This is a genomic window from Candidatus Nomurabacteria bacterium (genome assembly GCA_023898465.1).
In the GTDB taxonomy this organism is placed as follows: Bacteria; Patescibacteriota; Patescibacteriia; order HK-STAS-PATE-3; family HK-STAS-PATE-3; genus HK-STAS-PATE-3.
This window is the reverse complement of sequence record CP060223.1, coordinates 698,295-721,169: the sequence shown is the minus strand read 5'-3', so window position 1 is coordinate 721,169 and position 22,875 is coordinate 698,295. Positions and strand designations below refer to the sequence as shown.

Sequence of the window (22,875 nt, the reverse complement as noted above, 5' to 3'; positions counted from 1 at the left end):
TACAATAATAAGTATAGCATATATTATACATTTTGTCAAGTAGTCATTCTTTCTTGTCAGGCATTAATGCTATAGTCAAGTTTCCATACTTCCTATTCAAGACTAGAGATTTTATGTCGCCGCTTCTTATCCTCATTACCGGTTTGCCCGGCTCGGGAAAAACAACTTTAGCTCGAAAGATTGTTGATGAATTTCATTTTCCTCTTATAGCTCGGGATGATATCAAGGAGCAGTTATTTGATACTTTAGGTTGGAGTGATCGTGCCTGGTCACGAAAGTTGGGCATTGCTTCATATTCAATTCTGTACTTTACGCTTGAGAAGATGCTTCAGGCAGGTATCTCATGTATTGTTGAAAGTAATTTTCGTTCTGAAAATGATAACCTTAAAATGCAAGAATTACAGAAACGTTATGGCGCCCGAATTATCCAGATTATTTGTACAGCAGATGGTAAGGTTTTGCTCCAGCGCTTTAAAGATCGGGCTGAGTCAGGACAGCGACACCCGGGACATGTTGATCAGACCAATTACGACGAATTTTCCGTCGAACTCTTAAATGCTCAAGTTGATCAGCTTCAAGTTGAGGGAAGTGTGATTGAGATAGACACCACTAAACCCGAAGAAATTGACTATAGTTCCTTATTTGCAAGTGTTCGTAGTGCGCTTTCTACCTAGCGAATAAGCTTATGTCCCTCACCACCGAAACCCATGCCATTGTTCTGGAGCGGCGACCATTGCGCGAGCATGATCGGCGCATTGTGGTGTTTACCAAAGAGTTGGGTAAGCTGGAGTTGATCGCCAAGGGCACGCAGAAGATCAGCAGCAAGTTGGCTGGTTCGCTCGAGCCCTTATCAGAAATACGCCTGCACATTGCTCGCGGAAGATTTGATCGGGTGATTGGGAGTGTCATGCTGCATAGTCTCGCTGGATTACGAAACAACCTTGATGCCTTTGCTGCAGCCAACTTTTTGGCCCAGGTGGTAACCCGTCTCACGCAGCCAAATCATCCTGACCTGGAACTTTTCACATCTCTGCGACAGAGCCTCCTGGATATGGATGCGCAGCCTGAGCAAGCGAGCCCGATTGTCCGACGTTTTTTGTGGAAGCTGTTCACGCTACTAGGCTTACAACCTCGTCTCGACATTTGTGCACGTTGTGGCAAAGACCTAGGTCAAGAATCCTATTACAGCGCAGATGCGGGCGGAGCTCTTTGCGCAAAGTGTGCCAAAGAGCAGGTAGGCGCTTTTGCTTTGCCGGATGATGTGCGTCAGCAGCTCCTCGCTTTACATACTTTGGATACCGAGGTGATTCCGCGTGAGGCAAATGACCTGGTGGCGAAAGTGATTGAACAGACATTACGGGTGCAGCTGGGTGCAAAGCTACCCACGGAATATTTTTGGGTGCAGATGCGGAAAGTGAAATAGGAGCCCTCCTTTTCTTTGGAAAAGAAAAGGAGGACAAAAGAAACATTCGCCGCGCTCAAAAACTCGGGCATATCTTTGCTCGTCTGCTCCTCAGCTTTGCAACTCCTCACTCGAAGCCTCGTATCGTCAGACAAAGCAAAGCTGTCCCGCCCAAGACGGGAGCGTCACAACTCGCGGCAGAATGCCACGGGTTTTTTCTAGCGGCGACAAAGAGACAGAGACTTCTCACTTAATGAATGATCCCCAAACCCCTAAGCTCAGATAGACATGGAGTTGATATCTAAAGGAGCTGCCATGGGTTTTTTTCTAGGGGCAAAGGGGAGCATGAGGTCTGACGTAAGTACAATTTTCCTGCTATACTGTACAGGCTATGGCAAAATCTTCACGAAAAACCGAGAAAAAGTCTGCACCGAAAGCACCGGAAACTCCTGAGAAGCCGGCAGAAGCAAAGAAGGAAAACGAGCCAAAAAAAATCGACATCAAACAGGATGACGAAATGACCGACGAACGCTTGCAAGCCTTTGCTGAAGTTTTGCAGGCCGAGGAAAAGGCGGAGAAGACGGACATGACCACCATAACGCGGAAGAAGTCGACGCGAAAGCCTTGGGGTAAGATCGCCTTCTTTAGCATCCTGAGCTTGATTGTCGTGGCAGCAGTGGCCGGCTTTTTCTATTTCACTTCCGGGCAGCGTTTCACGGGCAATAAAGTACAAGTGAAGATGGAAGTGCCGACCGATGTAGCTTCGGGTGGCGAACTAAGTTTTGAATTACTTATACAGAATGGTGAAGCAGTGAAGCTGCGATCAGCTGAGCTCAATATTAACTATCCTGACGGCTTCAAGGTAACCAATACGAGCATTGCGCCGGCTAATGATGCAAAAAATTCCTTCCTGCTCGGTGATATGGATTCAGGTTATGGACGACGCATAACCATCACCGGTACCGTGGTCGGTGATGTGGGCAGCGAACATAGCATCACGGCTATTCTCAGCTATGTGCCAGCGACCTTTAACTCAGAATTCGTGACTCAGTCTAGTGAGAGTTTCACCATTTCCCAGTCTAATCTCGGACTGCAGTTTGACGGCCCCTCTCGCGTGATTCCAGATAGCGAAGTGCAGTATGAGCTCCTGGTGAAAAATAATTCAGAGGAAGATATCAGCCAGGCGCGACTAACTTTAGATACTCCAGACGGGTTTAGCATGAAGTCGAGTGACCCAGCAGCCGAGGTGGGGAAGACGTGGACCTTTGCGGATTTAGCGCCCGGTGATGAAGAGCGGGTGCAGGTGACTGCTCAATTGAGCGGTGATGTTGATTCTTTGCAGGAGCTTGTCGCGCGGGTGGGCATCTTATCCAACACAGGCAGCTTTCAATTACAAACCGAGCAGCGCATTATTGTGCAGTTGGTACGACCGGAACTCAATGTAGACCTCAGTCTAAACAGCGGACATGAAGATCGCGCGTTAACTTTTGGTAGCACTCTGCAATATACCTTGAGCTATGCGAATCAAACTGATGAAGTGATTCGAGATGTAACGCTACGGGTTCAGCTCGATGGAGATTTGGTTGATTGGGACAGCTTGGTTGAGCCGCATTCAGCTCAGCGCGAGGGAAATACCTTGATATGGACCAAGGAGCAAATTGAGGACTTAGGCGAGTTGCGTTCTGGCAGCAAGGATGAATTTACCATTAGCGTGCAATTACTTGATAGCTTAGCCAGCGACAGTTCAGTGACTAACCCAGAGCTTATTGGGCAGGCGAGTATAGAGGGTGAGGCAGAGGAGCTCGGTGCAAGTCAGGTGCAGGCGAGTAGTCAGCCGATTACTGTGAAGCTCATCACTCAGGCATCTTTGGCGGCCGAGGCGCGCTACTATTCCGAAGACTTTACTAAAATTGGCGATGGGCCCTTGCCTCCGCAAGTTGGAGAAACTACAACCTATCGTTTGTTTTGGAAGGTGAGCAATACAGTAAATGAATTGGGAAACGTGAAGATTTCCGCCACCTTACCGAGCAATGTATTTTGGGCTGGGAAAAATATTTCCACTAGCTTGGGATCAATTACCTTTACCCCCAGCGATCGGACTATCACTTGGCAATTTAGCCGCGTACCAGCCGGGGTTGGTTATAGCAGTGACGCATTAAGCGCCAGCTTTGAAGTTGCGGTGACGCCAAATGCTAGTGACCTGGGTAAGGTTATGGTTTTACTTGATGCATCCAAGTTAGAGGGCACTGACAGTTTTACCAACGAGGCCTTAAGCGTCTCTGACGATTCACTCACCACTAACCTTGATGCGGATCAATATGCCACCGGTCAGGGTGTAGTGACAGACGGCAACAATGGCACGGAATAAAGCGTTTCGGCTGCTCAAAACATCGCGAAAAAGTCAGGCGCGCCTCGGCCGCCTCACGACTGCGCATGGGAATATTCCCACGCCTTTTTTTATGCCGATCGCGACACGTGGTTCAGTTCGGGCTTTAGAAATTTCCTCTATGCGCGGACTGGGTGCACACATTATTTTATCAAACACCTATCATCTGTGGCTGCGGCCGGGTCTCTCGGTCATTCAAAAAGCTGGCGACCTGCATGACTTCATGGGATGGCAAGGTCCCATCTTAACTGACTCGGGCGGCTATCAGGTGTTTAGTTTGGCCAAGCACCGCGTGCTCAGCCGGCGCGGCGTTCGTTTCCGAGATACGGTTGATGGCAGTAAACATTTCCTGACTCCAGAGCGGGCACTGGATATTCAATCACGTTTAGGTACTGACATTGCAATGCTGCTTGATGTGTGTCCGCCTTTTCATAGTTCGCGTGCGGAGATAGAGCGATCAATTGCTTTAACCACGCACTGGGCTGAGCGCAGTACCAAGGTGAAGCGCACCCAGGGGCAATTACGTTTTGCTATTGTGCAGGGAGCGGGGGAGAAAGATCTCCGTATCGCGCATGCGCAGACCTTGCGCGAGATGCCCTTTGATGGATTTGCGATTGGTGGATTAGCGGTGGGTGAGACGGCCAAGGAAATGTATCGCGTTTTAGAGTGGACCGTACCCGAGTTGCCGCAGGACTCAGCACATTACCTCATGGGCGTTGGTCCGCCCGAGCAAATTGTGGAAGCGGTGCAGCAAGGTGTTGATATGTTTGACTGCGTAGTGCCAACCCGAAACGCACGCCATGGTTCTTTATTTGTCTGGAAGCGTGATGAGCTGCGTGGGAAATTTTACGAGGTGCTAAAAATTGCCAATGCAAAATATAAGTCTGATTTGCGTCCGATTGATACCAGCTGTGATTGTGCAACTTGCCAGACAACAACACGCGCCTACATCCGGCATTTGTTTGCCACAGAGGATCCTTTGGCGCAGCGCTTGTGCACCATCCATAATGTGCGATTCTATCTCCGCTTGATGGAGAAGATTCGAGCACAGATTCGCCTAGGGCAGTTATAGTTTCTTGTAGACAGGGCGTCCCCGCCTTGTCGCGGTTTTTGTTATTCCTCCTTTTCCTTCAAAAGAAAGGAAGCTAAAAGAATAGAGTCTTGCCAAACGCGAAAAAAAATGCTATAATGCATGCGTAAAGTAAAAGTGAAAAGAAAAACACAAGCCATGTATCGATCGCGAAGCCAGACGCAATATTCCTTCAGCTTCTTATTCCAGGAGCTGCTTTTTGACGTTGTTCGCTTTCCATTTTGGTGGTATAGCGGTGGCCTCATGCAATTAGGTCGTTTCTGGTTGTCGCAGATGCGCGGCCGGGCTGAACAGTTATCGTTACGCATTTGGCTGCGTAACATGTTCACGCCAATGTACGGCGACTACACCAAGAGCGGTCGTATTATTAGTTTCTTCTTGCGTATTGTGGTCCTAGTCGGACGCCTCTTTGTCTTTGTGCTTTGGTTCCTCATCATGAGCGTTTTCGTCATAGTGTGGTTAGCCACACCACCAATTATTACCTATGCCATCATCCGACAGCTTTTCTAATCCAGCACCGGCCAGTCCAAAGGGCCAGCGACCAGCGCCTTACTCTGAGATGTTTGGCAGTCGGATTTTGTACTGGGATAAAACATTTGGTCGCAGCGAAGTAAGTGGCGAAAAGTTTGCTCGAGGATTACGTGCCTTTATAAACGGTTTCCTAGTCTTCTTTGGTCTGGCGGGTTTCCTCATTGGTTTTTGGGAGTTGTATCAACTGCTTCAGGGCGGCGCTTCACTGCTCGACCTTTGGGATTTGCGCAGCCCAGCTATGTTGATCTTTTGGATTTCATTAGCAACTGACTGTTACGCCTACTTTCGCATTGAGCGAGAGTTAAAACCGCGAAAGAAAATTACGCGACAGACTCCAGCTGAGATGGAGACGGTATTGTCCTTGGAGCAAATCTCCGAGGCAGATTTTGCCGACAAAGTAGAGGACCTACCAGCTTTGCTCGACAACGAGTTAGAGCACATGCTGCAGCAGGCTTGGGATATTGCGAATCATTTAAATCATCGTGAAATTTGGCCCTCGCATATTTTAGCGGCAATGTTAACTACGCGGACAGCGGCTGTACTTTTTGCCCGTTTAAATATTCAGTACGAGCAATTGAAGCAACGCATTGGGAAACTTTTCACTGGCATGCCACAGGATTGGCCAGGGGAGCCGCATCTTTCCACTTCAACAAAAAAGCTACTCTGCGCTGCCTATCGAGAAGCCTATGCAACGAAGCGTCAACAAGTTGGCGTGCTGGAAGTCTTGGTCGCCTTAGCTACTTCAGAAACGCACACCCAGGATATTCTTTATGACCTAGAAGTAGATGAGAACAAGCTGCGACACGTTGTGGCTTGGGCGCATATTGAGGAAGATTTGTGCGAGCAGTATAAGCGTTTCCGTAAGCGGGCAGCTTGGCGACCGAAGCGTGGTATGAACCGGGCCATGACGGCACAAGAAACTCGAATGCTGAATCAGTACAGCCATGACTTAACTGATTTAGCGCAACGGGGCGCTGTCCCGATGACTGTCGGACGTGAGGAAGTGCTGGATGAAATGTTTCGCGTTTTGGAGCGAGGCGGCAGTCCCATGTTGGTTGGTAATCCTGGCGTAGGGAAGACTGCGATTGTCGATGGCATTGCTCGCCGCATGGTGACCGAGGAAGTGCCGGATGTTTTGAAAGATAAGCGCCTGGTTTCATTATCTGTGGCAGCTCTGGTTGGTAATGCCGGGTCAACTGGAGAATTAGAAGGACGCTTGAATCAGATTTTGTCTGAAGTGGTGAAGTCAGGAAATATCATTTTACTCATTGATAATATTCAAAACATTGTTGGTATTTCTTCAGCCGGTGGAGAGAGTTTTGATCTCTCTGATGTGTTGAGTCAGGCACTGGAGACCGGACGAGTGCAGGTGATCGGCACCACTAATCCAATTGACTACACGCGCTATATTGAAAACCAATCTTCACTCACCAGCACCTTTACCAAAGTTGATTGCCAGGAAGTAGATACTGATGGAGCGGTGCGCATACTTATGGTGAAGGCCGGTCCGCTTGAATATAAGCATCACATTTTCTTTACCTACGATGCATTAGAAAAAACCGTAGTCCTTTCACAGCGCTACATGCACGATCGCTACTTGCCGGAAAAAGCGATTAGCTTGCTGGAAGAAGTTGCAGTTGATGCTCATAAGCACAAAGGTAAGAATAGTTTTGTAGACGGTGAAGATGTGGCAAAGATTGTTTCTAGTAAAACGCATGTGGCAGTAACTAAAGTGAATGAGTCCGAGTCTGAGAAGTTACTCAACTTGGAATCAACCATGCATCAGCGCATCATTGGTCAGGATGAGGCAGTCAAAGCAGTTGCCGCAGCGCTCCGTCGTGCTCGAGCAGAATTGCGTGATCAAAAGCGACCGATTGCCACCTTCCTTTTCCTTGGTCCGACTGGTGTAGGTAAAACCGAGCTGGCAAAAACTTTAGCCGAAGCGTATTTTGGATCCGAGGATGCGATGATCCGTCTCGACATGTCGGAGTATCAGGAGCCGAGCAGTATTTCTCGCCTGATCGGTAGTAATCAAGGCACGCAGGGTCCAGTAGGCGGTTACTTAACTGAAGCGGTGCGCAAGAGTCCCTTCTCTCTCGTCTTGCTTGATGAATTGGAAAAGGCGCATCCTGATGTGTTGAATATTTTCCTGCAGGTGTTTGATGATGGCCGATTAACTGATGGCATTGGTCGTACGATCGACTTCACCAATACGATTATCATTTCAACCTCCAACGCAGGTTCAGACCTGATTCAAAAACGCATTCAAGAAAAGGCCACGATTGAAGGTATTACGCAGGAGCTCATCAACTCCGTGCTGAATCAATATTATCGCCCAGAATTTCTCAACCGTTTTGATAAGATTACCGTATTCCGCCCATTGCAAAAGGATGAGATTGTGCAGATCGTGCGCCTACTTCTTGCAAAGGTGCAACGACAATTAGAGGGTCGCGGTATTACTTTTGAAGCAACTGAAGCTGCGGTGCAGGAATTAGCTGAGATTGGATTTGATCCGGTCTTTGGTGCTCGACCTTTGCGCCGTGTTATTCAAGAGCGAGTTGATAACGCATTAGCTGACTATCTCTTAAAGGGTCAGTTAGGTCGTCGTGATAAAGCGATTTTAGAGGTTGGTGGGGTTATCCGAGTCGAGCAGGCGCCTGAGTTATAGGCAGTATTCACTGTGTATCTTCTTCTATTGACTACTCGAGAAGCTTTTAGTTACCATGTGAATGCTCACCACAAAAGTATTGTGGGAGTAGCAACGTTGCTTACGAGATGGAACTTCGCCTTAGGAGGTCCACATGCTCAGGAAGTTGTCGCTCTGGGCGATCGCGTTGATCGTTCTGTGCGGCTACGCTCTTTCACACGCTCCGCCGATCTACGCGGCCGGAGGGGACGATCCGGGTGTGTCTCAAATGGCGGCGACGTACGCTATGGACGACAACACCATCGCTCCCGACGGTCTCTACGCTTCCGCAGGTGGTGAGGTTGTTCTGTTGCCGGCTTCGGATCAGAGCAGCTTCAATCAGGTCCAGATCGACTTCGCCCTGACTCCGTGGGTACAGGTCGAGTCTGTTCTGACGTCTCGGCCGGAACAACCGGGGACTCAGAGCATCATCGTCAGCCACTATGGGACCACGGTGCCGGAGGTCACTGCGCGATCCGGTCCGGATGCTACGGCGCAGTACATCATCTGGGATCGCCTGCCGGACGCGGGTGATGAAACCCAGATGGACTGCTCCTACCAGATCGACGTTCAAGAAGAAGTGTCACTTCGTCTCGGTGACTTTCGAGGCCCGGCGGCACTGCAGATCGACGTGAAGACGCTTCACGGAAGCTCCACGCTCGGCTGATCATCTTCGACCAGGCGAGCTCTGCCTCCTTGCCCCGTCTCGTATCTTCTTTCACCCTCGGGTGAGCGAAGTGCGAGGCGGGGCTCTTTTTCTTATCCATTGACTTCCTAAGATATTAGAGTTATACAAAAAGTGAAGAACGGAAAGGACCTTGAAAATACGCAAGGGGCGCATGCCCTTTCTTCTTTTGGTTATTACACCGTGACACAGGGAGTGTGCCTTATGGCAGTCATAGGAATCATCGTGTTTCTGTTGTTTGCGTTTCTGGTAGCAAAGTTCTGGCCAATCATTCTCGTCCTTCTTTTTGTTGGAGCCGTAAGCCGGATACAGAAGAGGGAAGAAGAAGAGCGCGTGTGGTTTCAGAATGCAGTTGAGAAGCGCCGTGCTGACTCTTTGCGAACTTCTGCAAAGTTGCAAGCTATGATAGATAGCATGGATCAAAGGACGGCAGCCACACGCTCTACTGAGGAAAGTAGAATTCGAGTCCTAGGAGCAATGAACAATACTGCTCGAGAAGTGGAGCTGAGTGAGGCTGAGGCAAAGCGGCGAGGCTGGCGGAATCTCGCCAGCTTGGAAGGCTCTTTGTCTGAGGAAGAGCGGCGGCGCCATCGAGATGCATTTGGTACGGCACGTGATGACATTAATCGAGCATGAGGTGTGCCCGTGGAAGAGAGTGAGGTCTTAGCGTCCATTCGGACAATCGTACAACATACCCGAGACGAAGTTGAGGGAATACAGAAGGAAGCGCGGCAGCGAATTGCCGAAGTCCTGATTGAGGAGCGAAGAAAGCTCGATGCTGAGCTGACGAAATTGGGTCTAGCATCTGGTGAGCGTGAACGACAGCTTCAATCCTATGATCAGCAGATACGGAGACTTGGTGCAGGCCAGCTCCTTCTGCCAGGAGGTTAGACCTATGGGTAGAGAAGAGGATAACTGGGAGTTTATCTCAACTGACTCATCTGCTTTGGTACGTGCCTCGCCGCAGGCCTTGGAGAGTGGGCTGAACGATCTGGATGTTGACGCGGTAGTAGCTGAAGCCAGGGAGCGTTGTCGAGGTCTCGGACACTTTGGTTTTGACTGGAGGCTTCGCCGGCAAATCCATTCCAGAGCACTGGAGCTGATCAAGCTTCACTACGCCACTCGTTTGAGTGTTGCTGAAGCAGTGTCCAGGGCGATCATCGAGTACTATGAGCAGCAGGCTGCGGCCTACATAGGCCAATTGAGAAGGGAGTTTGTGCACGAGCAGAATGGTCGGATTGCTGCAGCGCTTCGTCAGGCGGCGATAAGCTACCGGGACGATATCATTGCCCTGAAGTCAGACCCGAATCTTCAGGGTGAGGATTGCCAGGAAATCGTTCGGGCGACGCTGGAGCAGTACAGGGAAAACTTCCGTCAAACATTAGAGCGGCTGAGTCGACTTTGGGTTTTTGGTCCTGATGGTCGACTGATCAGCTTCGATGCGCTGTGAGGATTGCACATTGCTAGCGCCTCGTCTCGTATCTTCTTTCACCCTTGGGTGAGCGAAGTGCGAGGCGAGGCTTTTTCTTATTGACTTCTTTTTCAACTTGGTGAAAGATGCTGATGCCATGGAGGCGAAAAGGAGCGCGTGATGAAAATTCCAGAACAGCCGCCGCCGGAAGAGCCTGAACCTGAAGCTCCAGTGCTCATTGAGCCAGTTCGTTTTGCAACGGATTGGCGACCGAGCGGGGGGAGTGGTGATCCTCCAAAAGATGAGGAGGAGAAGCCCGACCCAGAGAAGAAGGATGACGATGCGTCGTCCTAAACCCATGCCCCGTCCATCACAACACTTTGTATTGAGATGAGGCGGGGCTTTCTATTTATAGCCTTGCGAAGGCAGGGACGCCTGGTAGAATATTTGAACCTTGCCGAAGCAGGGAGGCATCGGCTATACTCCTTATGTATGAACGCGCAAACTGATTTGATGGAACGGTTGGTATCTTTGGCAAAGCGCCGTGGTTTTATTTTTCCTACTGCGGAAAAATACGGTGGCCTGGGCGGCTTTTGGGATTGGGGTCCGCTGGGGGTTGAGCTAAAGAATAATATCAAGCGCGCCTGGTGGAAACACTTTGTTCAAGAGCGACGCGATGTGGTTGGTTTGGACAGCGCCATTGTGACCAACCCGACTGTTTGGCAAAAAAGCGGACACATGGGCGGATTTAGCGACAAGCTAGTAGAGTGCAAATCTTGCCATCAGCGTTTCAAAGAAGAAGACATGAGTGAGACTTGCCCAAATTGTGGCAAGAAAGAATTTGAAGAAGCAAGAGCCTTTAATCTTATGTTTCGCACCTTTGTTGGTCCGGTGCAGGACGATGCTTCTACAGCGTATCTACGTCCAGAAACAGCTCAAAACATTTTTGTAAACTTCGAAACCGTACAGCAGAGCATGCGCATGAAATTACCATTTGGTATTGCGCAGATTGGTAAAGCGTTTCGTAACGAAATCACCCCAGGTAATTTTATTTTCCGTTCACGGGAATTTGAGCAAATGGAGCTAGAGTTTTTTGTCCGACCCGGTGAAGACGGGGAGTGGTTTGACTACTGGGTGAAGGAATCCATTGCCTGGTTTAAGTCGCTGGGCATTAAGGAAAACAGCGTCCGTGAGTACAAACAGAAAAAAGAAGAGCTGGCCCACTATGCCAAGGCAACGGTTGATCTGGAATATAACTGGCCCTTCAAAGGTTGGGGAGAGTTAATTGGTATTTCCAACCGGACTGATTACGATTTGAAAGCACATGGGATGGAATACCCTGATGAGAAGGGTAAGATTACTCCATACGTTATTGAACCTTCTTTCGGCGTAGAGCGCTCTGCCTTAGCCTTTCTCCTCGATGCTTACGAAGTTGTAGAGGGCGGACGGACAACCACTACAGAGAGTAATAAAGAGGAGGAAGTCATGCTGCGTCTGCATAAAGACTTAGCTCCTATTAAAATCGCCATATTGCCATTGTCAAAAAAAGAGCCACTTACCAAAGTAGCTGCTGAAGTATTTGACTCGTTGAAATCGAACTTTGTGTGCGCGTACGATGAAGTCGCCTCAATTGGTCGTCGCTATCGACGCCAGGATGAGATTGGCACGCCATATTGCGTCACAGTTGATTTCGATACACCTGAAGATAAAAAAGTAACAGTGCGTGATCGCGATACTATGGGACAGGAACGCGTGGCACTGGCAGACCTACCATCATTTTTCCAGGAGAAATTTCATGCCTAAACAATCTGCGACAGGGAAGCCATACCAGACCTCGGTCCTTAAAAACGGTATGCGGGTACTTAAGGTGCCTTTGCACGAGACAAAAGCGGTGACTGTGCTTGTCTTAACCAAAGTTGGTTCACGACATGAGAGCAAGCCTGTAAATGGTATTTCCCACTTTGTTGAGCACTTGATGTTTAAGGGCACGAAGCGACGACCCAGCACTTTATCAATTTCACGCCTACTGGATGGTGTGGGAGCGGAGTACAATGCTTTCACCGGCAAGGATCACACGGGCTACTACATTAAAATTAATTCGGAACACCTTCACCTTGCCCTGGATGTTATTGCAGACATGTTGGCGAACTCTAAATTTGACGCCAAGGAAATCGATCGAGAGCGCACTGTGATTATCGAAGAGATAAGCATGTACGAGGATAACCCGCTCATGTACCTCGAGGATATTTTTGAGGAAACCATGTACGCTGGCTCGACGCTTGGTCAATTAATCGCCGGGCCTCGTTCGGTGATTCGTAATGTGACTCGCGACACTATTTTGAAGTTCTACAAGACGCACTACTTCCCCAGCAATATGATGGTGGTCGTATCGGGTCGCTATAATGAAGAGACTATTGATGAGCAATTGGCAAAACTTTTCACGGTGCCAGCTACCAAGCAGAAGGAGCTTACCTTCAAGCCTTTTCGTTACACGGGCACCAAGCCGCGAGTGCGGGTTATGTACAAAGAGACTGAGCAGGCTCAGATTGGCATTGGTTATCCGGCAGCCTCTTACTTTGATAAGAGTTTACCCGCCCTGTCTTTACTGACTTCCATCCTTGGTGGCAACATGAGCTCACGTCTTTTCATCCAAATCCGAGAGCGCCGCGGTCTGGCCTATGCTATTCGCTGTACGCCAACCGTGTATGAGGATACTGGCAATCTCTATATTCAAGCCGGTGTGGCAAAAGAGCGAACCGAGGAAGCGATCAAGGCAATCTTGGTGGAGCTGGAGAAGATTCGGAAACAGGGGATCACGGAAGCGGAATTGAAACGAGCGAAGGAATTTATTAAAGGTAAGCTGGTTCTGGAATTAGAAGATTCTGATCATATTGGCGCCTGGTTTGGGAAGCAGTGGCTACTCACCAAGAAGATTGAAACTCCGGCTGAAAAGATGGCAAAGATTCAACGGGTGACGAGGGAAGAGGTAAATGCTCTGGCTCGCAAAATTATCAATCCGCAGAAGATGAATCTCGCAATTATTGGGCCCTATAAGGACGCAAAGCGCTTCGAGAACCTGGTGAAGAAGTAATAAAAAGTCTTTTCGCTACTCGTTGATTTGTTATTGACACTTGCCGGGAAGATTTGGCTATTTTTAGAAACAAAGCTATACTTTGTGTCGTATGGCCACGCAAAACAATAACAACGAAGTCTTTTTACGAGTTACCACGAGCGGCATTGTAAAAGTGCTGGTGATTTTATTGTTCGTAGCGGCGCTTTTCCTCATTCGCGATGTGATTGCGATTGTCTTTATTTCTTTGGTTTTTGCCTCGGCGCTTGATCCTTGGGTGGACTGGCTACAGCGTAAGGGCATTCCTCGCGTATTGGGTATTATCATCCTTTACACGATTTTACTCGGCGTGATTAGTTTAACGGTAGTACTCTTTGTGCCGCTGGTGGCTGATCAAGTGAAGTCCTTTTCTGATAAATTCCCGACAATTTATAATAATGTGATTAATGGCTTGAATATTCAGAACGATGCAGGTGATCAAACCCTGCTGCAGAATATTCAAGAAACGCTAAACGCATTAAACCAATCTCTGGTGAAAATTACCGGAAGTATTTTTGCCGGCGTGGTAAATCTTTTCGGTGGCATCTTCACGCTCTTCGGCGTCTTGGTGCTTACCTTCTATATGACGCTGGAGGAGCAGGGTATTAAGAAGTTTGTGCAGTCGGTTGCCCCGGCTCATTGGCAGCCCTACATCATCCAAGTGATTAATCGTATTCAGCATCGCCTCGGGCTATGGTTGCGCGGACAGTTAATTCTCAGCTTGATCATTGGAGTGATGACCTTCATTGGTTTGAGTATCCTTGGTGTGAATTTTGCAATTGTGCTTTCTCTGATCGCTGGCATCACCGAGTTTATTCCAATTGCTGGTCCTTTCATCGGAGCTATTCCGGCCGTCTTGGTTGCCTTTACCCAATCGCCGATTAAAGCGCTCTTGGTTATTATTCTCTATATTATTATCCAGCAGTTGGAGAATAATTTGATCGTGCCAAAGGTGATGCAAAAGGTAACTGGCTTAAATCCTGTCGTGGTGATTGTGGTGATGTTAATTGGCGCGAAGTTGGCTGGTATCGTTGGTGTGATCTTAGCGATCCCGGTAACTATTATTGCCAATGCCTTTTTAGAGGATTTCCTCAAAGAGAAAAAAGCTGAGCAAAATCGTTTAGAGTCGTGAGCACCGGAACACTCTTTATTGCAGCAACCCCGATTGGGAATCTGGAGGATCTCAGTCAGCGAGCACTTCGTGTCCTCAATGAAGTGGATTTTGTTATTTGCGAAGATACCCGGGTAACGCAGAAGTTATTGCAGCGTTATGATGTGAAGAAGAGGCTTGTTTCTTTTCATCAGCACAGCCGTCTAGCTCGTTTGGATAAGATGATTGAGGAGTTGCAGTCAGGCACCTCAGCTGCCTTGGTTACTGACGCTGGTACGCCGGGCGTGTCTGACCCGGGCAATCAAGTGGTTGCTGCTGCAGTGGCGGCTGGTATTCCGATTGTGCCGATTCCTGGACCAAGTGCAGTGACTGCTTTACTTTCTGTTGCCGGATTCTCCGTAGATCGCTACACCTTCCTTGGTTTCTTACCTCACAAGAAGGGGAGAGAGACCTTATTGAATGAAATCGCCTCGAGTGTCTACCCAGTCCTCCTTTTTGAGTCACCTCATCGTATTGTAAAAACGCTTGAAGCCTTGGCCGAACGTTTGCCTGAAGCGAAGTGCGTCGTAGGTCGCGAGCTTACCAAGCAGTTTGAGGAGATTATTCGTGGAAGCCTAGCAGAGGTCTCCACAGTCATTGCCAAGCGCCCCTCGCAAAAGGGTGAATTTGTGCTTTTAGTCGCGCCGAGCTAAAGTGCTGCTATGGAGAAATTCTACGTCACTACACCAATTTATTACGTAAATGCGCGTCCGCATATTGGCAGCGCGTATACGACAATTGCCGCCGATGTCTTAGCTCGCTATTGGCGCGGTAAGTTAGGTGATGATCAGGTATTCTTTCTCACCGGTACGGATGAACACGGCGCTAAGGTAGCCGAGAGCGCAGTAAAGGAGGGTAAGACGCCGGAGCAGTTTACTGACGAGGTGAGTGCGCAGTTTCGAGCAGCTTGGCAAAAGCTGAATATTTCTCATAATGACTTTCTCCGCACCACCGAGGAGCGGCATAAAATTGGTGCACAAAAATTCCTTAGCCTACTCCACGAGAAAGGTGCTTTGTATGAAGATCAATACGAAGGTTTGTACTGCATCGGTTGCGAACGCTTCTTAACCGAAAAAGAGTTAGTGGATGGTAAGTGTCCACTGCACAATACGGTGCCGGAAAAGATTCAAGAAAAAAATTATTTCTTCAAGCTAAAAGAATGGTTGCCAAAGGTAAAAGAGGCGATCGAACAAGATAAGATCAAGATTCAACCAGAATGGGCCAAGAAAGAAGTGCTTGGTTTATTTAAACAGGACCTAGCTGATTTTTCTGTCAGTCGTGAAAAGGTGCAGTGGGGGATTCCTTTGCCTTGGGACGAGTCGCAGCGCATTTACGTCTGGGTAGAAGCGCTGACCAATTATCTCACGGCAATTGGCTACGGCAGCGATGAGGAAAAAGTAAAGCAGTGGTGGCCGGCGCAGTATCATCTGATGGCCAAGGATATTTTGAAATTCCATGCAGTGTATTGGCCAGCTATGTTATTGGCGGCTGATCTACCTTTACCTGAAGCGGAATTCATCCATGGCTTCTTCACCGTGAACGGACAGAAGATGTCAAAATCGCTTGGCAATGCCATTGACCCAAATGCGCTGGTTGATCAATATGGCGCTGATGCGACTCGTTATCTCCTCCTGGCGCAATTTCCCTTTGGTCAGGATGGCGATATCAAAGAAGAAGCTTTTGCCGAGCAGTATCAGGCCGCTCTAGCTAATGGCTTAGGTAATGTAGTTGCGCGGGTAACAAAGATGGTAGAGCAATATTTAGACGGAGAGATTGACGCGAGTGTTGCCATCGATGACTTTACGCATTTCCCGACAGAGATAGGACAGGCTATTGAGCAGCTTGATTTCTTTACCGCCCTCCAGAAGTTGCAGCAAGCCATCAGTCTTATTGACGAGGAAATCGAAAAAGTAAAACCGTGGCAGCTGGCGAAAGAGGAAAAGAGTGAGGAACTTCGTTCAGCTTTGTCACGTTACATCCTTTGTCTGCGCACCCTACATCCTTTGGTGAGCCCTTTTATGCCAGAAGCAGGGGAGAAGATGCGTCAGCAGCTAGAGGCGGAAAAAATTGTAAAGGGTGAGGGTTTGTTTCCACGCATTGTCGCGTAGATTGAGCTGACGAGTCGAGCTTTCTATGCTAGGCTAGAGTATATGACACTACTCGATATTATTCTCATTTTGCTCGTATTCGGTTTTGTTTGGGCTGGTTTTTGGTCTGGGCTCATACGGACCATTGGCTCACTCGTCGGTGTATTTGTTGGTATCTTCTTCGCCGGTATTTGGTATGACTCAGTGTCTAATTGGGTGCAGCCGATCGTGGGCGGGAATGCGCTTGTTGCAGATATTGTTGGATTTATCTTAGTGTACTTTGTAGTCACTCAGGCAGTGGGTTTACTTTTTTGGTTTGCGAATAAGATATTTCATATCTTCGCCATCCTACCTGGCATGAAATTACTCAATCGAGTCGGCGGTGCGATTCTAGGTTTCATTGAAGGAAGTTTGATCGTTGGAGTGACCCTGCAGTTTATCGGCCGATTACCTTTATCGGAGGATTGGGCAAACCGTTTGGCAGAATCAGATGTGGTTGGATATTTTACTGCAGTGAGCGCCTGGCTAGTACCGCTTTTCCCAAAGGCGATTGAGAGTGTAACCTCCATTTTCACATAGACATGCCGCGACTCTTTGACACGCACTGTCACCTGCAGTTTGAGAAGTTTGATGAGGATCACGATGCAGTGATCGCTCGTTGTTTCGAGGCAGGTATGAAAATGGTTATGCCGAGCTCACAGCTGGACACCAGTCAGAAGGCTGTTGCTTTTGCTACCAAATATCCTGACATCTACGCAGGTGTTGGTCTGCATCCTATTCACGTGGTAGATGAAGAATTAGATGAGGCTGAATATTTGCGACTGGCCCAGGACGAGCATACTGTGGGGGTGGGTGAAATCGGTTTAGATAAGTATCGCATTTGGGCAGAAACACCGGAGGAGGAAGAGCAAATTTTTATCAAGCAGAAGAAAGTCTTTTTGCAACAGCTGGCAATTGCTGAGCAGGCGAAGAAAACTGTTATCATGCATTGTCGTGATGCGTATGATCAGTTGCTTGATGTGATAGAAGAGCGAGGCATTCAAGGGCGCCATCTTATTCATTGCTTCATGGGGAATCGAGCGCAGGCAAAGCGCTTCATGGCTTTTGGTTCCTACATGGGCTTTACCGGTGTCATCACATTCAAAAATGCCACACCAGAATTATTGGAAGTGGTGAAAGAAGTGCCGCTTGATCGTATATTGCTTGAGACTGATGCGCCGTATCTCACCCCGGTCCCACATCGCGGGAAGCGTAATGAACCCCTGTACGTTGAGTTTGTTGCCCGTAAAATTGCGGAGCTCAAAGGTTTACGTTATGAGGAAGTAGTGGAAGCAACCTGGGAAAACGCGCACACAGTTTTTGGAATAAAAGAATAACACACTTCACCGAGGCAAAGATGCATCGGCAATAAGGTTTCACTATGCCACTACACATTCAGCCAAGCATTTTTCATACCTATCCGGATTTTCGTTGCGGCGTTATTGTGGCAAAGGGTATTGAGAACACAAAAGAAAAAATTGATCTACCTTGGGATGCGATGCAGCAGGAATTAGTAAAACACTTCGATAGCTATGAAGCGCCGTCACGACATCCGCATATTTTGGCCTGGCGGCAGGCGTACAAAACTTTTGGCACTGATCCGCAAAAATATCGTTGCTCAGTAGAAGCGCTGGTTCGCCGCACCTTAAAAGGCGAGCCGCCCATGCATATTAATGCGCTAGTAGATATTTATAATTACATTTCGCTAAAGTATGTCGTGCCAATCGGTGGCGAGGATTTAGATGCGGTGCAAGGTGCTATTGTATTAGATCAGGCAAAAGGTGATGAGCCTTTCATTCGTTTAGGTGGTGAAGAAAACGAGCCGCCTGATCCTGGTGAGGTGGTATATAAAGACGAGCTGGGTGTGCTGTGTCGACGATGGAATTGGCGGGAAGCTGATCGTACAAAGCTGACTGAATCGACTCGTAACGCGATTTTGGAAATCGAAACCTTAGGCGGTTATGATGCAACACGTTTACAAGCAGCGCTAGATGAATGCACGAAACTTATCCAGGAGCACTGCGGGGGAGAGGTGCACGTGCAGGTATTAGACAAAGAACAAGCGACAGCAGTATGCTAAACGTATGAAGCGTCTTCTTGTTTTAACCGTCGTATGTATCTGCGTCGGTTTTTTTGGAACAATAATTGTCCACGACCTTCAAGGAGAGAGGAAAAATCATAAAAGTTTGTCGGCCTTTCCTTTTACGCGCTTGCATGAAGAGGGTGTGTTGGACAAGGCAAAAAAGCAGCCTGTCGTGAACGAAGATGTGCAAGCTATCCTAGTTAATCACCACCTTTTAGCTGACGATCTTATTGCCCGAACTTTCCAAACAGCATCAAGTCAAATGCCTGATGCAATTATTCTCGTTAGCCCTAATCATTTTCAAAATGGTAGCAAACCCTTCCTAACTACATCAAAAAATTGGCAAACAAGCTTCGGCCCCGTCCGAAGCGATAGCGTGCATGTCCAAGCCCTCGCTACCCTTCAGTATTTTGCAGATGATGAGGGACCGTTTTATACCGAACACGGGGTGTACAACATCATGCCCTTCATTGCCGCTACTTACCCGGGGGTTCCAGTGATCCCTATTATTGTGAAAGATAATGTGCCAATTGAGGTAGCACGGGAGATGGCAAAAATGATAGACCGTCGTACCCTGCCCAACACCTTGGTAATTGGTTCCTTTGATTTCTCCCACTACATTTCAGAGTCAGAAGCGCAGGAAAAGGATGCAAGAAGCTTGAAAGTACTTCAGGCATTGGATAGCACAAAGGCGAGCGAGGTGACTGTTGATTCACAAGCGGGGATTGCATTATTTCTAGAATTAAGTCGACTTAGGGGCGCTGGCAGATTCCATTTGATAGATCGTGATAGCTCTGCACAACGTTTCCCAAGCGCTGCAGCAGAGGAAAATACCAGCTATATTGTTGGCTTCTTTTCCCGTTAAGAGAATGATATACTTTATTTAGATAGTTAATTTCTTATTATACGAATATGCAAAATACTCGTTTGTGGCTCACTCTACTCATTGGTTGTGCCGCCTTATGCGTTGGGGTTGCCTTAGGCTTTTGGCTTTTCCAGTCGCAAGAAGAAGCTCCAGAATCCAATCTCAATACAAATAACGTTGTAGCAAATACGAACTTTACTACTTTAGAGAATGCGAATCTCGCAGTAAATGAGAGTGTGAGTAATACAAATGAAACGGTTGTTGATGAATTGCCTGTAAATACTCCAACCGTTGTGCCAACTACTGTGCAAGAGATAGACACGCCGCTTGTTTTTGTTTCAGGTCTCGTGAATAACTACGTAGAGTCCTATGACACCGGCACAGCAGCGTTGCAGGGTACAAAATATGCCGGAAGTCATATGCTTCTCCTTTCTGTTCGACCCGAGGGTCCATATCGTTATCCTCTTTATTTTCGCTTTGTGCAGCAAAGTGATGACTCGCTGGTATTTTTGTCGCTTTATTCTGATGATGGTACTTGGCAACTTGATGATACAAAGTTCAGCACAGATTCCGAGACGATTGTTCCGACACTTGATTATCCAAGCATTTTCACTAGCAGTGCGAATGCGCGATATCTATTTGAGCGTGATACGTATGTGAATGCTTTTTTCTCTGAAGATGGTTTAGTAACAGCTTATCAAGACCCAAAGTATGGCACGGTGTATACAAGTGCTGAGTCGAATGACTTGAAATTTTACGGACGAAATGGGTTTTATATGAAAGCAGCTGACGGGACAGTGCGTGCCTATCGACTCTTAGTAGATTTTGCTGGTAGTGAAAATACGCCGAGCATAACTTGGACGGATGGCAAAAAAAACTATCAACAATATACCTTCGTTGGATACGGAGGCTGCGGTGCGACAAACTATGCCGAAGTGGTAAGTAGTGATGATGTCAGTATGAGTGAGTTGGAACAAATTGGTACTAGTAGCAAGGGTGATATCATTTACGGTTTTAAGGACTCTGAGAGTAAGATGCTGAAAGACCTGTATGAAACGTATGCAGGGTATCATTCCGATGGATCATATGTTACCTCATATGCGGAGTTTATTACCCAGCGCCCGATCATTTTCTATAAGGATCCCTTTGACCGTCTCTTAAAAGGACAAAATGATTTGTATAAACCCTTGGCAGAGTGTGGCAAGCCAGTTATTTATCTTTACCCTGAGCAGAGTACTGAGGTAGAGGTTAAGGTTGCACCAAGCGGAGGTTTCAGTAAGACAGTACCTGAGTACGGCAATGGTTGGAAGGTATTTGCTCAGCCCAATGGAGACTTGACCGAGCTGGCATCAGGTAAGCAATATCCATATTTGTTCTGGGAAGGTCGTAGCACAAGTATATATGAGACACCAAAGCAAGGCTGGGTAATTAAGAAGGATCGTGTGCACGATTTTCTCAATACCACACTAGCGAAGCTGGGGCTCAATTCGCAGGAGACCGCAGATTTTCAAGAATTCTGGGAACCAAAAATGCAATCTGCACCGTATTATTTTATAACCTTTATGGGTAATCCGGTTATGAATCAACTTGCTCCACTTGATATTACCCCGAAGCCCGACACGGTAATTCGTGTTCTCATGGATTACCAAGAGTTAGACGAGCCTATCAATGTTTCGTCATATCATATTCGCACACCAGAGAGGAAAGGATTTACTGTTGTTGAATGGGGCGGCGTGCTTCATTAGTAGCGTTTAAGCATAATTTAAGTTAGACAAAATGTATGACAAGTTCATACATTTTGTCTTTACGAGAAGGTCAAAATACGCTATACTAGTGATGGTTCCGATACATGTGTCGGAACATTTCGTTCTTTAAAGGCAAGGAAAGGAGGAAAGTCGACCGATTTCTCTCTCGACTGATTCCACTACATTGCACGAGGCAGAAGGTTCTCATCCAGGAAAACGGCGCCAGTCAAAATCGGCGCACCAAAGTCATGATCCTGGTGGCGTACTCTCGAGTCTCCGCGATATGCTGCATGAGTTAGACTCCGCACTCCGGAGTGATCGTTAACAAGTCAGCGCGCGCAAAAAACAACACAAACACAAAGGTCCCCCAAGGTGCACTATGGGGGTTTTGTGTATATTTTACTCTTCTGTCTGTTCCAACTTCTCCGCCTCTACTTCCGGCGCAATCTTCATGACATCCTTATCTACCTTTTGGAATTCGCTATACGCAGATTTATACGCATTCACTGTGGTGTTGAGATGTCCGCCTAGTTTTCGTAAGTATTCCTCGTAGTTCATGAGATGACGACCGAGCTTTTCAACATTTTTGCGAATCTCTTTTGCTGATTCCTCAATCTGCAACGCGCGCAAACCCTGCAGCACTGTTTGTAGGTAGGCAAAGAAGGAGGTGGGGGAGACGATGATAACGTGCTTTTCTTTAAAAGCGTATTCAATGAGATCGCGGGCCGATACTTTTACTGTTCCAACTGAATTGACCAACAAGTCATAGTAAATGCCCTCAGACGGAATAAACATGAAAGCAAAGTCCATTGTATTCTCGCTTGGTCGAATATACTTAGAGGTTTCATCGATTCGTAGCTTCAAATCCTGCTTAAATTGCTTTTCTAAGTCAGCTTTTCGATTCGGGTCAGACTCTTGCGCGATGCGATTGTAATTTTCTAGCGAGAATTTCGCATCAATCGGAATGATTTTGTCCTGCACAAACACGGCAGCATCAACAATTTCACCATTTTTAAATCCATACTGCAGTTTAAAAGCCGAAGGTGGCAGCACATTCTTCAATACCGTTTCGAGGTAATACTCACCCAGGACGCCGCGTTGCTTCGGATTTTTTAGGATATCCTGCAGTTGCTGGAGCTGGTCCGCAAAGCCCATAACCTGCTTATTTGTTTCATCCAAACGTGTCAGGCGCTCAGTTACATTTTGGATAATCCGAGTACTTTCACCGATTTGTGCATCTAAACGATTCTGCATGCCCTGGATAGACTGATGCAGCATGGCCATGGATTGCTCATCTTTTGGTTGGGCAAATTGCCGCATTCTCTGGGTAAAAAGGGCAATTCCAGCAATAACGGTAATAACGAGGAGGCCAAGGATAACGAGGATAAGGATTTCCATAGTGAAGTAAGTTCTAAATTTGAATAGCTAAATACTAAATAATGACATATATAAATATACAGGATATTTAGGATTTAGCGTTTAGTGTTTGGTATTTCTTCTTACATTGGGCCACAGATTTTTTATTTCGGCAAGAGCAAAGCATGGGTAAAATTTCCAATTTACAGGGCATGGGGAAATTGGTTGAAAAGTCAAGAGGGGTATTTTT

At 47.5% G+C, this 22,875-nt stretch carries 22 protein-coding genes; 21 read left to right on the top strand and 1 reads right to left on the bottom strand.

What is annotated here, in order from left to right:
- Positions 1 to 113: 113 nt before the first annotated feature.
- The 21 genes from H6760_03570 to H6760_03470 all read left to right on the top strand — a co-directional run bounded on the left by H6760_03570 (position 114) and on the right by H6760_03470 (position 21,269).
- Positions 114 to 674, top strand: a complete 561-nt coding sequence (locus H6760_03570; GenBank protein ID USN53230.1) for an ATP-binding protein — start codon at positions 114 to 116, stop codon at positions 672 to 674.
- A gap of 11 nt (positions 675 to 685) precedes the next feature.
- Positions 686 to 1,423: a DNA repair protein RecO gene (gene recO, locus H6760_03565; GenBank protein ID USN53229.1), complete on the top strand. Its 738-nt coding sequence runs from the start codon at positions 686 to 688 to the stop codon at positions 1,421 to 1,423.
- 370 nt (positions 1,424 to 1,793) lie between these two features.
- Entirely contained in the window at positions 1,794 to 3,770 is a 1,977-nt protein-coding gene (locus tag H6760_03560; protein USN53228.1) for a hypothetical protein, read from the top strand.
- Positions 3,757 to 4,860, top strand: coding sequence for a tRNA guanosine(34) transglycosylase Tgt (gene tgt, locus H6760_03555; protein ID USN53227.1), 1,104 nt, complete (start codon positions 3,757 to 3,759; stop codon positions 4,858 to 4,860). Before H6760_03560 ends, tgt begins: the two co-directional genes overlap by 14 nt.
- A gap of 120 nt (positions 4,861 to 4,980) precedes the next feature.
- The gene (locus tag H6760_03550) at positions 4,981 to 5,388 is read left to right on the top strand and encodes a hypothetical protein (protein ID USN53226.1); all 408 of its coding nucleotides are present in this window, start codon (positions 4,981 to 4,983) and stop codon (positions 5,386 to 5,388) included.
- Positions 5,363 to 8,077, top strand: a complete 2,715-nt coding sequence (locus H6760_03545; protein ID USN53225.1) for an ATP-dependent Clp protease ATP-binding subunit — start codon at positions 5,363 to 5,365, stop codon at positions 8,075 to 8,077. The genes H6760_03550 and H6760_03545 overlap by 26 nt, the downstream gene beginning before the upstream one ends.
- A 133-nt stretch (positions 8,078 to 8,210) precedes the next feature.
- Positions 8,211 to 8,762: a hypothetical protein gene (locus tag H6760_03540; protein ID USN53224.1), complete on the top strand. Its 552-nt coding sequence runs from the start codon at positions 8,211 to 8,213 to the stop codon at positions 8,760 to 8,762.
- 132 nt (positions 8,763 to 8,894) lie between these two features.
- Positions 8,895 to 9,416, top strand: coding sequence for a hypothetical protein (locus H6760_03535; protein ID USN53223.1), 522 nt, complete (start codon positions 8,895 to 8,897; stop codon positions 9,414 to 9,416).
- 3 nt (positions 9,417 to 9,419) lie between these two features.
- A complete protein-coding gene (locus H6760_03530) occupies positions 9,420 to 9,671 on the top strand; it encodes a hypothetical protein (GenBank protein USN53222.1) in 252 nt (83 codons plus the stop codon).
- 4 nt (positions 9,672 to 9,675) lie between these two features.
- Complete coding sequence (locus H6760_03525; protein ID USN53221.1) at positions 9,676 to 10,230, top strand: hypothetical protein; 555 nt, start codon at positions 9,676 to 9,678, stop codon at positions 10,228 to 10,230.
- Between the two features lie 141 nt (positions 10,231 to 10,371).
- Positions 10,372 to 10,545, top strand: a complete 174-nt coding sequence (locus H6760_03520) for a hypothetical protein (GenBank protein ID USN53220.1) — start codon at positions 10,372 to 10,374, stop codon at positions 10,543 to 10,545.
- A 138-nt stretch (positions 10,546 to 10,683) separates the two neighbouring features.
- A complete protein-coding gene (locus H6760_03515; protein USN53219.1) occupies positions 10,684 to 11,994 on the top strand; it encodes a glycine--tRNA ligase in 1,311 nt (436 codons plus the stop codon).
- Positions 11,987 to 13,282, top strand: a complete 1,296-nt coding sequence (locus tag H6760_03510) for an insulinase family protein (protein ID USN53218.1) — start codon at positions 11,987 to 11,989, stop codon at positions 13,280 to 13,282. The genes H6760_03515 and H6760_03510 overlap by 8 nt, the downstream gene beginning before the upstream one ends.
- A gap of 91 nt (positions 13,283 to 13,373) precedes the next feature.
- Positions 13,374 to 14,432, top strand: coding sequence for an AI-2E family transporter (locus tag H6760_03505; GenBank protein USN53217.1), 1,059 nt, complete (start codon positions 13,374 to 13,376; stop codon positions 14,430 to 14,432).
- Positions 14,429 to 15,103, top strand: a complete 675-nt coding sequence (gene rsmI / locus H6760_03500; GenBank protein ID USN53216.1) for a 16S rRNA (cytidine(1402)-2'-O)-methyltransferase — start codon at positions 14,429 to 14,431, stop codon at positions 15,101 to 15,103. The genes H6760_03505 and rsmI overlap by 4 nt, the downstream gene beginning before the upstream one ends.
- A 9-nt stretch (positions 15,104 to 15,112) precedes the next feature.
- Positions 15,113 to 16,558, top strand: a complete 1,446-nt coding sequence (locus tag H6760_03495; GenBank protein USN53215.1) for a methionine--tRNA ligase — start codon at positions 15,113 to 15,115, stop codon at positions 16,556 to 16,558.
- A gap of 42 nt (positions 16,559 to 16,600) precedes the next feature.
- On the top strand, positions 16,601 to 17,116 hold the full coding sequence (locus H6760_03490; protein ID USN53214.1) for a CvpA family protein: 516 nt from the start codon (positions 16,601 to 16,603) through the stop codon (positions 17,114 to 17,116).
- Between the two features lie 2 nt (positions 17,117 to 17,118).
- Positions 17,119 to 17,913 carry a TatD family hydrolase gene (locus H6760_03485; GenBank protein ID USN53213.1) on the top strand — a complete coding sequence of 265 codons (795 nt, stop codon included), beginning with the start codon at positions 17,119 to 17,121 and terminating at the stop codon, positions 17,911 to 17,913.
- Positions 17,914 to 17,957: 44 nt separating this feature from the next.
- The gene (locus H6760_03480) at positions 17,958 to 18,656 is read left to right on the top strand and encodes a hypothetical protein (protein ID USN53212.1); all 699 of its coding nucleotides are present in this window, start codon (positions 17,958 to 17,960) and stop codon (positions 18,654 to 18,656) included.
- A gap of 106 nt (positions 18,657 to 18,762) precedes the next feature.
- The gene (amrB, locus tag H6760_03475; protein ID USN53211.1) at positions 18,763 to 19,524 is read left to right on the top strand and encodes an AmmeMemoRadiSam system protein B; all 762 of its coding nucleotides are present in this window, start codon (positions 18,763 to 18,765) and stop codon (positions 19,522 to 19,524) included.
- A gap of 47 nt (positions 19,525 to 19,571) precedes the next feature.
- Entirely contained in the window at positions 19,572 to 21,269 is a 1,698-nt protein-coding gene (locus tag H6760_03470) for a hypothetical protein (GenBank protein USN53210.1), read from the top strand.
- A gap of 399 nt (positions 21,270 to 21,668) precedes the next feature.
- On the opposite strand, the gene H6760_03465 is transcribed toward H6760_03470, so the two are convergent.
- Positions 21,669 to 22,667, bottom strand: a complete 999-nt coding sequence (locus tag H6760_03465) for a DNA recombination protein RmuC (protein ID USN53209.1) — start codon at positions 22,665 to 22,667, stop codon at positions 21,669 to 21,671.
- Positions 22,668 to 22,875: the final 208 nt, after the last annotated feature.

Excerpts from the sequence above, each read along its gene's own strand:
- H6760_03570 (USN53230.1), top strand. The coding sequence starts at position 114 with ATGTCGCCGCTTCTTATCCTCATTACCGGTTTGCCCGGCTCGGGAAAA.
- recO (USN53229.1), top strand. The coding sequence starts at position 686 with ATGTCCCTCACCACCGAAACCCATGCCATTGTTCTGGAGCGGCGACCA.
- H6760_03560 (USN53228.1), top strand. The coding sequence starts at position 1,794 with ATGGCAAAATCTTCACGAAAAACCGAGAAAAAGTCTGCACCGAAAGCA.
- tgt (USN53227.1), top strand. The coding sequence starts at position 3,757 with ATGGCACGGAATAAAGCGTTTCGGCTGCTCAAAACATCGCGAAAAAGT.
- H6760_03550 (USN53226.1), top strand. The coding sequence starts at position 4,981 with ATGCGTAAAGTAAAAGTGAAAAGAAAAACACAAGCCATGTATCGATCG.
- H6760_03545 (USN53225.1), top strand. The coding sequence starts at position 5,363 with ATGCCATCATCCGACAGCTTTTCTAATCCAGCACCGGCCAGTCCAAAG.
- H6760_03540 (USN53224.1), top strand. The coding sequence starts at position 8,211 with ATGCTCAGGAAGTTGTCGCTCTGGGCGATCGCGTTGATCGTTCTGTGC.
- H6760_03525 (USN53221.1), top strand. The coding sequence starts at position 9,676 with ATGGGTAGAGAAGAGGATAACTGGGAGTTTATCTCAACTGACTCATCT.
- H6760_03520 (USN53220.1), top strand. The coding sequence starts at position 10,372 with ATGAAAATTCCAGAACAGCCGCCGCCGGAAGAGCCTGAACCTGAAGCT.
- H6760_03515 (USN53219.1), top strand. The coding sequence starts at position 10,684 with ATGAACGCGCAAACTGATTTGATGGAACGGTTGGTATCTTTGGCAAAG.
- H6760_03510 (USN53218.1), top strand. The coding sequence starts at position 11,987 with ATGCCTAAACAATCTGCGACAGGGAAGCCATACCAGACCTCGGTCCTT.
- H6760_03505 (USN53217.1), top strand. The coding sequence starts at position 13,374 with ATGGCCACGCAAAACAATAACAACGAAGTCTTTTTACGAGTTACCACG.
- H6760_03495 (USN53215.1), top strand. The coding sequence starts at position 15,113 with ATGGAGAAATTCTACGTCACTACACCAATTTATTACGTAAATGCGCGT.
- H6760_03490 (USN53214.1), top strand. The coding sequence starts at position 16,601 with ATGACACTACTCGATATTATTCTCATTTTGCTCGTATTCGGTTTTGTT.
- H6760_03485 (USN53213.1), top strand. The coding sequence starts at position 17,119 with ATGCCGCGACTCTTTGACACGCACTGTCACCTGCAGTTTGAGAAGTTT.
- H6760_03480 (USN53212.1), top strand. The coding sequence starts at position 17,958 with ATGCCACTACACATTCAGCCAAGCATTTTTCATACCTATCCGGATTTT.
- H6760_03470 (USN53210.1), top strand. The coding sequence starts at position 19,572 with ATGCAAAATACTCGTTTGTGGCTCACTCTACTCATTGGTTGTGCCGCC.
- H6760_03465 (USN53209.1), bottom strand. The coding sequence starts at position 22,667 with ATGGAAATCCTTATCCTCGTTATCCTTGGCCTCCTCGTTATTACCGTT.